Here is a 14,346-nt window from a genome sequence, read left to right on the forward strand (position 1 = left end):
GCGCTCACCCCATCCCGGCGGCGGTCAGCACCGCCCGCTCGGTCAGCACCCGGGCGAGGTGCGTCCGGTACTCGGGGGAGGCCGACGCGTCCTGCCCGGGCCGGGTGCCCTCGGCCGCGGCCCCGGCCGCCCGCGCCACCGGGCCCGGCCCGTCGGCGCCGGCCAGCGCCGCCTCCGCCGCGGACGCCCGCAGCGGGGTCGCGCCCATGTTGGTCAGGCCCACGCGTGCCTCGGCGATCCGCCCGTTCTCCCGTCGCACCAGCGCGGCGACCCCGACGATCGCCCAGTCCTGCGCCACCCGGTGGAACTTCTCGTAGTGGAAGCCCCAGCCGTCCGTCTTCGGCACCCGCACCTCGATGAGCAACTCGTCCGGGTCGAGGGCGGATTGCAGGTAGTCGACGAAGAACTCCCGGGCCGGGACGGTGCGCCGGCCGTTCGGACCGGCCGCGACCAGCTCGCCGTCCAGCGCCAGGACGACCGCGGGCAGGTCGCCGGCCGGGTCGGCGTGCGCCAGCGAGCCGCCGAGCGTGCCCCGGTGCCGTACCGCCGGGTCGGCGACGGTGGCGGTGGCGGCCGCGAGCAGCCCGGCGTGGCGGCGCACCAGCGGGTCGCAGATCACGTCGTGGTGGGTGGTGAGCGCGCCGATGACCAGGGCGTCGCCGTCCTCGCGCACCCCGCGCAGCGCGGGAATGCGCCCCACGTCCACGACGAGTTCGGGGAAGGCGAGCCGCAGCCGCAGCAGCGGCAGCAGGCTCTGCCCGCCGGCCAGCACCTTCGCCTCGTCACCCGCCTCGCCGAGCAGCCGTACCGCCTCTTCGACGGTCTGCGGGCGTGCGTACTCGAACGCCGGGGGAATCATGCCGTCGCCTCCCTCACCGCGCGCCACACCCGTTCGGGTGTGCAGGGCATCCGTACGTCGGTCACGCCGAGCGGGCGCAGCGCGTCCACGACGGCGTTGACCACGGCGGGCGTGGAGGCGATCGTCCCGGCCTCGCCGACGCCCTTGACCCCGAGGGCGTTGGACGTCGCGAGGGTCTCGGTCCGGTCGGTCACGAAGTCCGGCAGGTCGGCGGCCGACGGCACGAGGTAGTCGGCCATGCTGCCGGAGACCAGGTTGCCCTCGTCGTCGTAGACGGCCTCCTCGTACAGGGCCTGCGCGATGCCCTGCGCGAGCCCGCCGTGCACCTGCCCCTCCACGATCACCGGGTTCACCACCCGGCCGACGTCGTCCACGCAGACGTACGACCTGATCCGCGTCTGCCCGGTCTGCGTGTCGACCTCGACCGCGCACAGATGGGTGCCGTGCGGGAAGGAGAAGTTCTCCGGGTCGACCACGTGCTCGGCGTTGATGGACGGCTCCACGCCGTCGGGCAGGTCGTGGTTGGTGAACGCCTCGAAGGCGATCTCCTGGATGGACCTGCGGGCCTCCGGGGAGCCCTTCACGGAGAACACGCCGTCCCGGAACTCCAGGTCCTGCTCGCTCGCCTCCAGCAGGTGCGCCGCCACCTTGCGGGCCTTGTCCACCACCGTGGTGGCCGCCCGGTGCACGGCCTCGCCGCCGACGGCCAGCGACCGCGAGCCGTAGGTGTCCATGCCCTGCGGGGACGACTTGGTGTCGCCGTGCAGCACCTCGACGTCCTCGAACGGCACGCCGAGCACGTCCGCCGCGATCTGGCTCCAGCAGGTCTCGTGGCCCTGGCCGTGCGGGCTGGTGCCGGTGACCACCTCGACCTTGCCGGTGGGCAGCATCCGGATGCTCGCCGCCTCCCAGCCGCCGGCCCCGTACCTCAGGTCGCGCAGCACCCGGCTCGGCGCCAGGCCGCACATCTCGGTGAACGTGGACACGCCGATGCCCAGGCGTACCGGGTCGCCGCGCTCGTTGCGCGCGCGCTGCTCGGCGCGCAGGTCGTCGTAGCCGAACAGGGCCAGCGCCTTGTCGGTGGCCGCCTCGTAGTCGCCGCTGTCGTAGGTCAGTCCGGCGACCGTGGTGTACGGGAACTCCTCGTGCCGGATCCAGTTGCGGCGCCGTACCTCCACCGGGTCCAGGCCCAGCTCCGCCGCCAGCTCGTCCATGATCCGCTCGATGGCGAACGTGGCCTCCGGGCGGCCGGCGCCGCGGTAGGCGTCGGTGGGGGTGCGGGTGGTGAAGACGCCCGTGCACCGGAACTCGTAGGCGTCCATCTTGTAGATCGCCGGGTACATGAACGCGCCCAGGATCGGGATACCGGGCGTGACCAGCATCAGATAGGCGCCCATGTCCGCGAGGAGGTCCACCTTGAGGCCGAGCAGCCGGCCCTCGCGGGTGGCGGCGACCTCGACGTCCTGGATCATGCCCCGGCCGTGGTGGGTGGCGAGATAGCCCTCCGAGCGGGACTCGGTCCACTTCACCGGCCGCCCCAGCCTGCGGGCCACCGCGAGGGCGAGTGCCTCCTCGCCGTACACCTGGAGCTTGGAGCCGAAGCCGCCGCCCACGTCCGGGGCGATCACCCGCAGCTTGTGCTCCGGGATCCCGGTGACGGTGGCCAGCATGATGCGCAGGATGTGCGGGATCTGGGTGGCCGAGTAGACGGTGTACTCGCCGGAGGCGGCGAGCGGGGTGACGACGACCGCGCGCGGCTCCATGGCGTTGGGGATCAGCCGCTGCTGGTGGTAGCGGCGCCTGACGGTGACCTCGGCGCGTTCGCGCACCGCCGCGAAGCTCTCCCCGGTGGCCAGCGGCCAGGTGTAGCAGCGGTTGGTGCCCTTGTCGGAGTGGACCAGCGGGGCGTCCTCGGCCAGCGCGGCCTCCAGGTCCAGGACCGGGGGCAGCGGGTCGTAGTCGACCTCGATCGCCTCCAGCGCGTCGGCCGCCGCGTACCGGTCGCGGGCCGCCACCACCGCCACCGGGTCGCCCGCGTACCGGACCTCCTCCACCGCGATCGGCGGATGGTCGGGCAGCACGATGTCCTCGGTCACCGGCCAGGCGCAGGGCAGCGAGCCCAGTCCCTCGGCGAGGTCCGCGCCGCTGAACGCCGCGAGGACGCCGGGGCGTTCGAGGGCGGGGGCGACGTCCACGCGGGTGATGCGGGCGTGCGCCATGGGACTGCGCAGAATGGCCAGGTGCAGCATGCCCGCGACCTGGATGTTGTCGGTCCAGGTGGTCTGGCCGGTGAGCAGCCGGGCGTCCTCCTTGCGCAGCCGGGCGCGGCCGACCTCCCTGCCGACCTCGCCCGCTACGGCTTGCTCGGTCATGCCGTGACCTCCTCGGTGACCTGCTGTCCGGAGGCGTCCCGCGCACGGTCGGCGGCTTCCGAGCCGTCCTGCCGGCCGGACGCGGCGAGCACCGCGCGGACGATGTTCTGGTAGCCGGTGCAGCGGCAGAGGTTGCCCTCCAGGGCGTGGCGCACCTCGTCGGACGTCGGGTGCGGGTTCTCCCGGAGCAGATCGCGCGCCGCCATGATCATGCCGGGGGTGCAGTAGCCGCACTGGAGGCCGTGCTGCTCGTGGAAGGCGCGTTGCAGCGCCGTGAACTCGCCGTCCCGTGCCAGACCCTGCACGGTCGTCACCGCGCAGCCGTCCGCCTGGACGGCCAGCACCGAGCAGCTCTTGACGGTCGCGCCGTCCAGGTCCACGGTGCACGCCCCGCAGTTCGAGGTGTCGCAGCCGATCGGGGTGCCGGTCAGGCCGAGGCGGTCGCGCAGATAGTGGGCGAGCAGCAGCCGGGGCTCCACGTCGTCCTCGTACGTCGTGCCGTCGACGTTCACCTTGATGTGGGTCATGCGCCCTCCAGACCGTGCGGGCAGGAGTCGGAATCAGCCGGTCCGGCGTGATGTAGGTCACTCTATGACCGTGCCGGAGGCCCGGCGAGTGCTACGCCTCCGACTTGTTGAGCGTTCACCTATCGCCGTCGGCGGGATCGTCCGGGACGCCCGTTCGGCGCGCGCGACGGGGCCGGAACTGGTCTGCTGGGGTGGGGGCGGCCGCCGTACCCCGTGCCGCGCCCCGTTCGCCCGTGCCCGTTGCGCGCACCCTTTCTCCGGAGAGACCCATGAGTAGCTATCGAGTCGCCCAAGTGGCCGCACCGAACGGCACCTTCGAGCTGGTCGAGCGCGAGGTGCCGCAGCCGGGGCCCGGCCATGTGCGGATCGCCGTCGAGGCGTGCGGCGTCTGCCACAGCGACGCCCTCTTCGTCGGCGGCGGACTGCCGGGCGTGACGTTCCCCGACGTGCCGGGGCACGAGATCGCCGGGCGGATCGAGGAGCTGGGCGAGGGGGTGCGTGAACGCGGCTGGCAGACCGGCGACCGGGTGGCCGTGGGCTGGTTCGGCGGCAGCTGCGGCCACTGCGGTCCCTGCCGCGAGGGCGACTTCATCGTGTGCGACAACCTGAAGGTGCCGGGCTGGACCTACGACGGCGGTTTCGCCGAGAAGGTGATCGCGCCCGTCGACGCCCTGGCCCGGATCCCCGAGGCGCTGGCCGCGAGCGACGCCGGGCCGCTGGCCTGCGCCGGCGTGACCACGTTCAACGGGCTGCGCCGCAGCCCCGGCCGACCGGGAGACCTGGTCGCGGTGCTCGGCCTCGGCGGCCTCGGACACCTCGGGGTGCAGTACGCGGTCGCGATGGGCTTCGAGACCGTGGCGATCGCCCGGGGGCCGCAGAAGGCCGACTTCGCCCGTCAGCTCGGCGCCCACCACTACGTCGACAGCACCTCCGCCACCCCGGTCGCCGAGGCGCTGCAGGCCCTGGGCGGCGCCAAGGTCGTCCTCGCCACCGCGGGGAACTCGGAGGCCATCTCGGCCACCGTGGACGGCCTCGCCCCCCGCGGGGAGCTGGTCGCCATCGGCGCCGACACCGCGCCCCTGGACATCAGCCCGGCCCAGCTCCTCATGGCCGGCCGGGTCGTCCGCGGCCACCCGTCCGGCACCTCGAAGGACGTGGAGGACACCATGGCCTTCAGCGTGCTGCACGGCATCCGCCCCATGACGGAGAAGACCCCGCTCGGTGACGCCGACGCCGCGTTCCAGAAGATGCTGGCCGGGAGGGCGCGGTTCCGGATGGTGCTCACCATGGAGTGAAGCGGTCGGGGTCTCTTCTCGGGGCGGGGCGGCGGAGACCGGACCGGTCCGGTCCGGGGGCGCCGGGTGCCGCACCCTGCGCCCCGAGCCGTCCGTTCCTCAGGCCGTCGCGAGGCGGGCGGTGGCCGTCTCCGCGGCGGTGACCGTCTGCTCCAGCAGCGTGGCGATGGTCATCGGGCCGACGCCGCCGGGCACCGGGGTGATCAACGAGGCCCGCTCCACGGCCGAGTCGAAGTCGACGTCGCCGACGTTGCCCGGGTTGTAGCCGGCGTCGATCACGACCGCCCCCGGCTTGATGTCCTGGCCCCGGATCAGCCGCGGCCGGCCGACCGCCGCGACGACGATGTCCGCCTCGCGCACCGCCGTCGACAGATCCCGGGTGCGCGAGTGGCAGTACGTCACCGTCGCGTCCCGCGCCAGCAGCAGCATGCCCACCGGCTTGCCGAGGATCGCGCTGCGGCCCACCACCACGGCCCGCTTCCCGGCCGGGTCGACGCCGTACTCGTCGAGCAGCCGCAGGATGCCGCCCGGCATGCAGGACACGAAGCCCGGCAGGCCGAAGCTCATGGTGGCGAAGGAGGCGAAGGTGACGCCGTCGACGTCCTTCTGAGGCGCGATCGCCTCGAACGCGGCCCGCTCGTCGACGTGTTCGCCCACCGGGTGCTGGAGCAGGATGCCGTGCACCTCCGGGTCCTCCGACAACTCCCGCAGCGTGCCCACCAGTTCCCCGGTGGTCGTGGTGGCGGGCAGGGCCACGTGGCGGGAGGCGATGCCGGCCTTGCGGCAGCGGTTCTGCTTCATCCGGACGTAGGTGACGGACGCCGGGTCCTCACCGACCAGCACGGTGGCGAGACAGGGAACGACGCCGGTGCGCGCCGTGAGTTCCGCGGCCCGGCGCGCGGTGTCCTCCACGATGCGACGGGCGAGGGCGGTTCCGTCCATGAGACGGGCCTGGGTCATGCGGCACACTCCTGAGCTGGATCGAGTCTCTCGCCCAGGCGCGCGGCATCCACCACGGGCCGCTCCCCGGTGGTGCTCCACCTCAGCGCCAGTCACGGCCCGCGTACAGACTAACCGAGGCGTTCACGGGCGCTGCCGGCGCCGGGCGCGCGGCAGCGGAGCCCGCGGGCGCAGCGTCCTCAGCGCGGACCGCAGCAGGGCCGCGGACATCGGCAGGCTCGCCGCGAAGACCGGCCCCCGCCGCCGGGGCCGCGCCCGCCCCAGGCCCGCGCGAGCCGAGAACGACCAGGTCAGCCGGGTGCTGACCTGGAACCGCGCAAACCGTCTGCCTACTCGTCCCATGCCTGGATCAGGATCTGCCGGGAGATCTTCCCGTCCCGCAGTGTGATCATGGACTCGGCGAGAACCTTGGTGCCGTCCCCGTACTGGCAGGACTCGGTGAACGCGGCGTGATCGCCCTGGACCACGCACTGGTCCAGCTTGTGCGTCATGTCGCGGCGGTAGATGTCGTCCAGCATCTCGGCGATCTCGCCGCGGCCGTGCAGCACCCGGGGGTGGCTCGGCTGGGCGTTGTGGTCGACGATGCGGACCTCCGCGTCGTCCGCGTACAGGGCCAGCAGGGTGTTCCCGGTGGTTCCCTCGATGCCCCGGCGCAGTGTCTCGGTGTCGAAGGCGGAACCCGTAGCACTGCCCATGGTGACCTCCTCAAGACGCTCACGGCCCGCCGCGCGGCCGGGCCGCAGGGGCCCCGTCTTCGAGACTCCTCCGGCCCGGCGGCCTCGGCAAGCGCACGGGGCCGGCTCCGCCTCACGGGTGAGCGGGGGCCGCCGCCCGTGTCCGGCCGGGGACCGCCGCCGTTGCTGAGGGCATGAAGTCAACACGCCGTATCGTCGCCGCCCTCGGCCTCGCCGCCGGGGTCACCGGCCTGGCCGCCCCCCTCGCCGCGGCCGACGCGAGCGCCGCGCACCCCGGGCGGCTCAACCCCATGACCGTGCTCGACACGGTCACCGCAGGCGACCTGCCCGCGGAGCAGCGGGCGCGGATGCCGAAGGTCTCCGAGCAGCTCAAGTCCCTGAACCAGGTGAGCGAGCTGAACCGCCTCGGCGAGCTGCACCAGATCACCGACCTCGTGGCACCGGTGACGGGCCTGCTGCCGGCCGTACAGGCCTGACCCACCGGCCCGAACCGTCCTCGTCAGGCCCGCCCGCTTCCGAGGCGCGTGTCGCGGTCCGCCGCCAGCACCGCCCAGTCCCGCGCCACGGCACGGGCCGAGCCGGCGGCGGTGCCCGGCGGCAGACAGCCGGGGAGCGCGCGGGTCAGGCCGTCCTCCCGGCCCAGCTCCAGCCAGGTACGCACCCCCTCCCGGTGCAGCAGGGCGGCCGCGTCCGCGAACCGGGACGGCGCCGCGGACAGCCAGAACCCCGGATCGGCGGTCTCGGCGGCCACCGGGCGGGCGGTGACGTCGGAGACCAGGGGCAGCCGCGGCGGGCGGGGATGGAGCGTGGCGAGCGTACGGCCGTACGCGGCCAGCAGCTCGCCCGGCGCTCCGTCGCCGCGCGCGCCGTCCAGCAGCCGGGCCAGCGTGCCGACCGCGTGGCACGCGTCCGGGAGGGAGAAGACCCCGGCGGCGTACGCGGCGGCCATCCGTCCGGCCGCGTGCCCGAACAGCACATCGGGCCGCACACCCCAGCCGCGCAGCAGCCGGTACTGCGCCACCTGGAGCGCGAAGACCGCGGGGCCCGCGAACGGCACCCGGTCCAGCAGCGCCGACGCCCGGGTGCCGGGGGCCGCGAACATCACTGACTTCAGCGGCAGTTGCAGATACGGGTCCAGACGCCCGCACACCTCGTCCAGCGTCTTCGCGAACAGCGGGAACGCCGCCGCCAGTTCACGGCCCGTCCCGGGCAGCGGCGAGTCACCGGCCGAGAACAGGAATGCGGTACGCCCCGTGTGGCCATCAGCGAGCATGCCTCCATTGAGGCACGGCCGGACGGGCGCACACACCAGGCGATTCCCTGCGCCCCGCAAAGAGATTGCCATCACCGTCGGTCCCCGGACGCCGCGGTCGCGGTCAGGCTCCGTCGGCGTGCCCGGCGGCCCACCGGTGGAAAGATCAACGGTCACCGCCGTGGCCCGTCCCGTCCCTGGTCGCACGCGCGTAGGGTCTGCACCGTAAGCAATCGATGGAAGGAACGGACCATGGCGCAGGAAGTACGCGGCGTGATCGCACCGGGCAAGAACGAGCCCGTACGAGTCGAGACGATCGTGGTGCCGGATCCGGGGCCGGGCGAGGCCGTCGTACGCGTCCAGGCCTGCGGCGTGTGCCACACCGACCTGCACTACAAGCAGGGCGGCATCTCCGACGACTTCCCCTTCCTCCTCGGCCACGAGGCCGCGGGTGTCGTGGAGTCGGTCGGCGACGGCGTCACCGAGGTGGCGCCCGGTGACTTCGTCATCCTGAACTGGCGCGCGGTGTGCGGCAACTGCCGGGCCTGTCTGCGCGGCCGCCCCTGGTACTGCTTCAACACCCACAACGCCAAGCAGAAGATGACCCTCGCGTCCACCGGGCAGGAGCTGTCCCCGGCCCTGGGCATCGGCGCGTTCGCGGAGAAGACCCTCGTCGCCGCCGGCCAGTGCACCAAGGTCGACCCGTCCGTCTCCCCGGCGGTCGCGGGTCTCCTCGGCTGCGGGGTGATGGCCGGCATCGGCGCCGCCATCAACACGGGCAACGTCGGCCGGGGCGACTCGGTCGCGGTCATCGGCTGCGGCGGCGTCGGCGACGCGGCCATCGCGGGCGCCTACCTGGCCGGCGCGGCGAAGATCATCGCCGTGGACATCGACGACCGCAAGCTGGAGAAGGCCCGCACCCTGGGCGCCACCCACACCGTCAACTCCCGGCAGTCCGACCCGGTCGAGGCGGTCCGCGAGCTGACCGGCGGGTTCGGCGCCGACGTCGTCATCGAGGCGGTCGGCCGCCCGGAGACGTACAAGCAGGCCTTCTACGCCCGCGACCTGGCCGGCACCGTCGTCCTCGTCGGTGTCCCCACCCCGGAGATGAAGCTGGAGCTGCCCCTGCTGGACGTCTTCGGCCGCGGCGGCTCCCTCAAGTCCAGCTGGTACGGCGACTGCCTGCCCTCCCGCGACTTCCCGATGCTGATCGACCTGCACCTGCAGGGCCGGCTGCCGCTCGACGCGTTCGTCACCGAGACCATCCAACTGGACGAGGTGGAGAAGGCGTTCGAGCGGATGCACGAGGGCGACGTGCTGCGTTCCGTGGTGGTGCTGTGATGGCCGCCCGTATCGAACACCTCGTCACCTCCGGCCAGTTCACCCTCGACGGCGGCACCTGGGACGTCGACAACAACGTCTGGATCGTCGGTGACGACGACGAGGCGATCGTCATCGACGCCGCCCACGACGCCGACGCCATCGCCCGTGCCGTCGGCGACCGCCGGCTCACCGCCATCGTGTGCACCCACGCCCACAACGACCACATCGACGCGGCCCCGGAACTGGCCGACCGCACCGGCGCGGTCATCTGGCTGCACCCGGACGACCTGCCGCTGTGGAGGATGACCCATCCCGACCGCGACCCCGACCGGCTCCTCGTGGACGGCCAGGTCATCGAGGCGGCCGGCGCCGACCTGACCGTGCTGCACACGCCCGGGCACGCGCAGGGCGCGGTCTGCCTCTACGACCCCGGCCTCGGCACCGTCTTCACCGGCGACACCCTCTTCAAGGGCGGCCCCGGCGCCACCGGGCGGTCGTACTCCCACTTCCCGACGATCATCGAGTCCATCCGCGAGCGGCTGCTCACCCTGCCGCCCGAGACCAAGGTCCTCACCGGCCACGGCGACTCCACGACGATCGGCGACGAGGCGCCCCACCTGGAGGAATGGATCAAGCGCGGGCACTGAGCCCGCGCGGTGGGCATCCCCCGCGGGCGCCCCTTCGGCGAGCGGTCCGGCCGACGGGAACTCGCCCGGTGAAACACGACAGAAGATGTCCGGCTTCTCGGCGACGCTGAACGCGTCAGCACACACCACACGAGAGGCCGGACATGTCGAAACCACTGGAGGGCAAGGTCGCGCTGGTCGCGGGCGCGACCCGGGGCGCAGGACGGGGCATCGCCGTGGAACTCGGCGCGGCCGGCGCCACCGTCTACGTCACCGGCCGCAGCACCCGCGCCCAACGCTCCGAGTACGACCGCCCCGAGACCGTCGAGGACACCGCGGACCTTGTCTGCGCGGCCGGCGGCACCGGCATCGCCGTGGCGGTCGACCACCTCCGGCACGCCGCCGTGCGCGGCCTGGTGGAGCGCATCGCGGACGAACAGGGCCGCCTGGACATCCTCGTCAACGACATCTGGGGCGGCGAGAAGCTCTTCGAGTGGGACACCCCGGTGTGGGAGCACGACCTCGACAACGGGCTGAGACTCCTCCGACTCGCGGTCGAGACGCACGCCGTCACCAGCCACTTCGCGCTGCCGCTGCTGCTGCGCCGGCCCGGCGGCCTGGTCGTGGAGGTCACCGACGGCACCGCCGACTACAACCGGGACACCTACCGGGTGAACCTCTTCTACGACCTCGCCAAGGCCTCCGTCCTGCGCATGGCCTTCGCACTCGGGCACGAACTGGGGCCGCGCGGTGCCACGGCCGTCGCCCTCACCCCCGGCTGGATGCGCTCGGAGCTGATGCTGGACCAGTTCGGCGTCCGCGAGGACAACTGGCGCGACGCCCTCGCCCGCGAACCGCACTTCGCCATCTCCGAGACCCCGCGCTTCACCGGCCGGGCCGTCGCCGCCCTGGCCGCCGACCCCGACGTGGCCCGCTTCAACGGCCGATCACTCTCCAGCGGGGGCCTCGCCCGGGAGTACGGCTTCACCGACCTCGACGGCAGCCGCCCCGACGCCTGGCGATATCTGACGGAGGTCCAGGACGCGGGCCGACCGGCGGACACGACGGGCTACCGGTGAACGGCAGCCGGGATCCTCACGGTCCAGGACGGTGAAAGACCGGCGGTGCGGCCGTACCGTCGGCTCATGAGCGATCAGACCCGCTTCGCGGGACACGGAGTTCTCGTCACGGGGGCGGCGCGCGGCATCGGCGCCGCCGTCGCCCGGCGCCTCGCCGCGGAGGGCGGCCGGATCCTGGTCACCGACCGGGACCTGCCCGAGGCCGAGCGGACCGCGGCCGCGCTGCGCCAAGAGGGGCTCGCGGCCGAGGCGTTCGCGTGCGACGTGGCCGACCGCGCCGCCGTGGAGGCGGCCGTGACCCGTGCCGTCGACGCCTTCGGCTCCCTGGACGTACTGGTCAACTGCGCCGCCCACTGCTCCCCGGACGCCCCGCTCTTCGAGGACGGCCCGGACGACGCATGGGCGCGCGACCTCGACGTCACCCTGACCGGCGCCTACCGCTGCTGCCGCGCGGCCCTGCCCCACCTGGCCGCGTCCGGACGCGGCGCCATCGTGAGCATCGGCTCCGTCAACGGCCTCCAGGACTTCGGCAACCACGCCTACAGCGCCGCCAAGGCCGGTCTCGGCTCCCTCACCCGCACCCTCGCCGGGCAGGCGGCGGCCCGGGGCGTCCGGGTGAACCTGGTGGCGCCGGGCACGGTGCGCACCTCGGCGTGGGAGGGGCGCGCCGACGACGTGGCGGCCGTCCGCGGGCTGTATCCGCTGGGCAGGGTCGGCGAGCCGGAGGACATCGCCGCCGCGGTCGCCTTCCTCGCCTCCCGCGACGCCGCCTGGGTCACGGGCACCACCCTGGTGGTCGACGGCGGCCTCACCGCGGTGCACACCGGCTTCCACGAGGCACTGCGGCATCCGCGCGACTGACGTGCGGGGCCGGGGCCGGCCAGGACGGCGACGCCGGGACCGACAAGGGGAAAGCAGCCGCCGACATCGCCACGCTCATCGCCGCCGAACGCCGCGAACCGGCCAATCTTTTCGAGGGGCTGAGTCCCGCGCGGTGGGAGGCGCCCAGACCCTGGCCTCACCGGGGTCCTAACTGTGCGCCGACGGCCTCGACCGGTCCTTCGGCACCGGTGCGCCCCTGCACGGCGCGGCCCGGGACCTGCTGTTCGCCGCCCGTGGCCGCAGGCTCCCCGGCGGCCGGCTGCGGGGTGAGGAAGTTCACCGTTTCGTCACAGCGTGACCGGAAGCACAACCCCACGATTTCCCCCGGGGTCTACTTGTCCGAGATCGTGGGAATCGCACAGAAACACCCGGGGGATGTCCCTGGGCGAACTGGGGAGAAGGTGAAGATCCCTCATGGGGGACATACGTAGACGAGCCGTTGTCGCGCTGGGCGTCGCGGGGATGGTGGCGCCGCTCACGCTGGCTCTCACCGCGGCCCCGGCCCAGGCCGCGAGTTACTGCACCACCGCGACGGGCCCGCACCAGAAGCAGGTGGAGAAGTTCCTCGGCCGCCCGGTCGACGGCCGGCAGTCCGCCGCCGACTGCAAGGCCATCCGGGCCTTCCAGGCCAAGAACGGCATCACGCCCACCATCGGTTACGCCGGGAACATCACCTGGGGTGTGATGGACCTCATCACCAAGCAGCGGGCCGTGGGCAAGAACCCCAACAAGAGCGGCGCGTGCCCGGTGAACAAGGGCCGGATCGCCTGCGTGGACCTGACCCACCAGCTCAGCTGGATCCAGGACGGCAAGAAGCTCGTCTACGGCCCGGTGCCCGTGCGCACCGGCCGTAAGGGGTACGCCACCCGCACCGGCCTGAAGAAGATCTACTGGCGTGACATCGACCACGTCTCGTCGCTGTACAACGGTGTGCCCATGCCGTACAGCCAGTTCTTCGACGGCGGCCAGGCCTTCCATTCGGTGGGCCTGAGCATGTGGAACCCGCCGGGCTCGCACGGCTGCGTCAACATGACCGGCAAGGACGCCAAGAAGTACTGGTCGCTGCTGCGCAACGGCGACGACGTCTTCGTCTACGGCCGCAAGCCCGGCACCTGAGCCGTTCCGCTCGCCCCTCGACGGCCCAGCGGCGCTGTGGCGTCGCTCACCCTCCCCGGCCACCGCTCCTCGCGGTCGCCGGGTGAGGGGCGGGTGTGAACTCCCCTGCGTGGCTTGACACTCGACGTGATGAGCAACACGGTCCGAAATATCCGTATCGAGGCTACTTACTCACAGCGCCTTCACGGCGAGCGGCATATGCTTCACAACATGTCCACCACTGTTGAAGCCGCCTCCGAGCGATCGGCCGCGGAGGTCAACGAGGAGATCCGGGCCCTGTGGCGCCGGTCGGGCGGGACGCTGACCACCGAGCAGCGCAAGGAGTACCAGCGCCTCGTGATGGAGTGGGCCGCCGCGGCCCCACGGCCGCGCCGGGCCGTCTGACCTCACGGCACGCACCCGCGACACCCAACGGGCGTCGCGGGCCACCCGACCCTCTCAGCCCTTGCGGGCCACCCCGCCGAACATGGCGACCTCCTCAGGCTCCGCCCCATGAGCGTGCTCCGGGCGCCAGCGCGAGCACGAGACCACACCGGGCTCCAGCAGCTCCAGGCCGTCGAAGAACCGCGTGATGTCCTCGGGGGTGCGCTGGGTCAGCTTCGGCGTGCCGTGCTCGTTCCAGAACTTGACCGCCTCGTCCACATCCGGCATCGAGGGATGCGTGACGGTGTGCGACAGCACGAGGTGGCTGCCCTCGGGCAGCCGCTCCATCAAGCGCCGCACCAGCCCGTACGCTTCCTCGTCGTCGCCGATGAAGATGACCACGCCGAGCAGTATCAGCGCCACCGGCTCGCTGAAGTCCAGGGTCTTCGAAGCGTGTTCGAGGATCGCGTCCACATTGCGCAGATCCTCGTCCAGGTAGTCGGTGCGACCCTCGGGCGTGCTGGTCAGCAGGGCCCGCGCGTGCGCCAGCACCAGCGGGTCGTTGTCGACGTACACGATCCGGGACTCCGGCGCGATCCGCTGCGCGACCTCGTGCGTGTTGTCGGCGGTGGGCAGCCCGGTGCCGACGTCCAGGAACTGGCGGATGCCCACGTCGCCGACCAGGTGCCGCACCGCCCGGCCCAGGAACAGCCGGTCGGCACGCGCGTACTCCCCGATGCCCGGGTGCAGTCGGCGGATCTGGTCACCGGCCGCGCGGTCGACCTCGTAGTTGTCCTTGCCGCCGAGCCAGTAGTTCCAGATCCGCGCCGTGTGCGGCTGGCTGGTGTTGATGCGGGCGCGCAGCGACACCGCCACGTCATTGGTGGCTGCGGGGTTGTCGGTCACGTGCGTCAGCTCCTGGGTGCCTGGAGGAGGATAGATCCTTCAATACGCAATCTAATCCCATGACTTGCTCCCCGCCGCCGCTCCAACGAAT

General features: G+C 72.7%; 16 protein-coding genes and 1 riboswitch. Of the genes, 8 read left to right on the forward strand and 8 right to left on the reverse strand.

Annotated elements, in window-relative coordinates; genetic code table 11:
• Positions 1-4: 4 nt before the first annotated feature.
• The 3 genes from ACSP97_RS33880 to ACSP97_RS33890 are packed head-to-tail and all read right to left on the reverse strand — an operon-like array spanning position 5 to position 3,758.
• Complete coding sequence (locus ACSP97_RS33880; RefSeq protein ID WP_440555769.1) at positions 5-859, reverse strand: FAD binding domain-containing protein; 855 nt, start codon at positions 857-859, stop codon at positions 5-7.
• Positions 856-3,231 carry a xanthine dehydrogenase family protein molybdopterin-binding subunit gene (locus ACSP97_RS33885; RefSeq protein ID WP_440555770.1) on the reverse strand — a complete coding sequence of 792 codons (2,376 nt, stop codon included), beginning with the start codon at positions 3,229-3,231 and terminating at the stop codon, positions 856-858. Before ACSP97_RS33885 ends, ACSP97_RS33880 begins: the two co-directional genes overlap by 4 nt.
• Complete coding sequence (locus ACSP97_RS33890) at positions 3,228-3,758, reverse strand: (2Fe-2S)-binding protein (protein WP_355524714.1); 531 nt, start codon at positions 3,756-3,758, stop codon at positions 3,228-3,230. Before ACSP97_RS33890 ends, ACSP97_RS33885 begins: the two co-directional genes overlap by 4 nt.
• 269 nt (positions 3,759-4,027) lie before the next feature.
• Between ACSP97_RS33890 and ACSP97_RS33895 the strand changes: the two genes are divergently transcribed.
• Positions 4,028-5,053, forward strand: a complete 1,026-nt coding sequence (locus ACSP97_RS33895) for an alcohol dehydrogenase (protein ID WP_358273155.1) — start codon at positions 4,028-4,030, stop codon at positions 5,051-5,053.
• 99 nt (positions 5,054-5,152) lie between these two features.
• Here the strand turns inward: ACSP97_RS33895 and ACSP97_RS33900 are convergent, their stop codons facing one another.
• The 3 genes from ACSP97_RS33900 to ACSP97_RS33910 all read right to left on the reverse strand — a co-directional run bounded on the left by ACSP97_RS33900 (position 5,153) and on the right by ACSP97_RS33910 (position 6,708).
• A complete protein-coding gene (locus tag ACSP97_RS33900) occupies positions 5,153-6,013 on the reverse strand; it encodes a bifunctional 5,10-methylenetetrahydrofolate dehydrogenase/5,10-methenyltetrahydrofolate cyclohydrolase (RefSeq protein ID WP_440555771.1) in 861 nt (286 codons plus the stop codon).
• Between the two features lie 25 nt (positions 6,014-6,038).
• A riboswitch (ZMP/ZTP riboswitch) is annotated at positions 6,039-6,119 on the reverse strand.
• Between the two features lie 17 nt (positions 6,120-6,136).
• Entirely contained in the window at positions 6,137-6,355 is a 219-nt protein-coding gene (locus ACSP97_RS33905) for a hypothetical protein (protein ID WP_355152296.1), read from the reverse strand.
• Complete coding sequence (locus tag ACSP97_RS33910) at positions 6,343-6,708, reverse strand: nuclear transport factor 2 family protein (protein WP_355152297.1); 366 nt, start codon at positions 6,706-6,708, stop codon at positions 6,343-6,345. The genes ACSP97_RS33905 and ACSP97_RS33910 overlap by 13 nt, the downstream gene beginning before the upstream one ends.
• A 173-nt stretch (positions 6,709-6,881) precedes the next feature.
• On the opposite strand from ACSP97_RS33910, the gene ACSP97_RS33915 reads away from it, so the two are divergent.
• Positions 6,882-7,184, forward strand: a complete 303-nt coding sequence (locus tag ACSP97_RS33915) for a hypothetical protein (protein ID WP_355152298.1) — start codon at positions 6,882-6,884, stop codon at positions 7,182-7,184.
• A 23-nt stretch (positions 7,185-7,207) separates the two neighbouring features.
• On the opposite strand, the gene ACSP97_RS33920 is transcribed toward ACSP97_RS33915, so the two are convergent.
• Positions 7,208-7,981, reverse strand: coding sequence for an acyltransferase domain-containing protein (locus ACSP97_RS33920; RefSeq protein ID WP_440555772.1), 774 nt, complete (start codon positions 7,979-7,981; stop codon positions 7,208-7,210).
• 231 nt (positions 7,982-8,212) lie between these two features.
• Here ACSP97_RS33920 and ACSP97_RS33925 point away from each other — a divergent pair, with 231 nt between their 5' ends.
• The 6 genes from ACSP97_RS33925 (at position 8,213) to ACSP97_RS33950 (ending at position 13,370) form a co-directional block, all read left to right on the forward strand.
• Positions 8,213-9,301, forward strand: coding sequence for an S-(hydroxymethyl)mycothiol dehydrogenase (locus tag ACSP97_RS33925; RefSeq protein ID WP_355152300.1), 1,089 nt, complete (start codon positions 8,213-8,215; stop codon positions 9,299-9,301).
• Positions 9,301-9,930 carry an MBL fold metallo-hydrolase gene (locus tag ACSP97_RS33930; RefSeq protein ID WP_355152301.1) on the forward strand — a complete coding sequence of 210 codons (630 nt, stop codon included), beginning with the start codon at positions 9,301-9,303 and terminating at the stop codon, positions 9,928-9,930. Before ACSP97_RS33925 ends, ACSP97_RS33930 begins: the two co-directional genes overlap by 1 nt.
• A gap of 143 nt (positions 9,931-10,073) precedes the next feature.
• On the forward strand, positions 10,074-10,988 hold the full coding sequence (locus ACSP97_RS33935) for an SDR family oxidoreductase (RefSeq protein ID WP_440555773.1): 915 nt from the start codon (positions 10,074-10,076) through the stop codon (positions 10,986-10,988).
• Between the two features lie 66 nt (positions 10,989-11,054).
• Positions 11,055-11,849: an SDR family NAD(P)-dependent oxidoreductase gene (locus tag ACSP97_RS33940; protein ID WP_440555774.1), complete on the forward strand. Its 795-nt coding sequence runs from the start codon at positions 11,055-11,057 to the stop codon at positions 11,847-11,849.
• A 435-nt stretch (positions 11,850-12,284) separates the two neighbouring features.
• The gene (locus tag ACSP97_RS33945) at positions 12,285-12,986 is read left to right on the forward strand and encodes a L,D-transpeptidase family protein (protein WP_355152303.1); all 702 of its coding nucleotides are present in this window, start codon (positions 12,285-12,287) and stop codon (positions 12,984-12,986) included.
• Positions 12,987-13,184: 198 nt separating this feature from the next.
• Positions 13,185-13,370, forward strand: a complete 186-nt coding sequence (locus tag ACSP97_RS33950) for a hypothetical protein (protein ID WP_180327955.1) — start codon at positions 13,185-13,187, stop codon at positions 13,368-13,370.
• A gap of 54 nt (positions 13,371-13,424) precedes the next feature.
• Here ACSP97_RS33950 and ACSP97_RS33955 read toward each other — a convergent pair whose 3' ends face one another.
• The gene (locus tag ACSP97_RS33955; protein ID WP_355152304.1) at positions 13,425-14,255 is read right to left on the reverse strand and encodes an SAM-dependent methyltransferase; all 831 of its coding nucleotides are present in this window, start codon (positions 14,253-14,255) and stop codon (positions 13,425-13,427) included.
• Between the last annotated feature and the right edge of the window lie 91 nt (positions 14,256-14,346).

Source organism: Streptomyces sp. SCPE 10 (assembly GCF_051980735.1).
Taxonomy (GTDB): Bacteria; Actinomycetota; Actinomycetes; order Streptomycetales; family Streptomycetaceae; genus Streptomyces; species Streptomyces misionensis.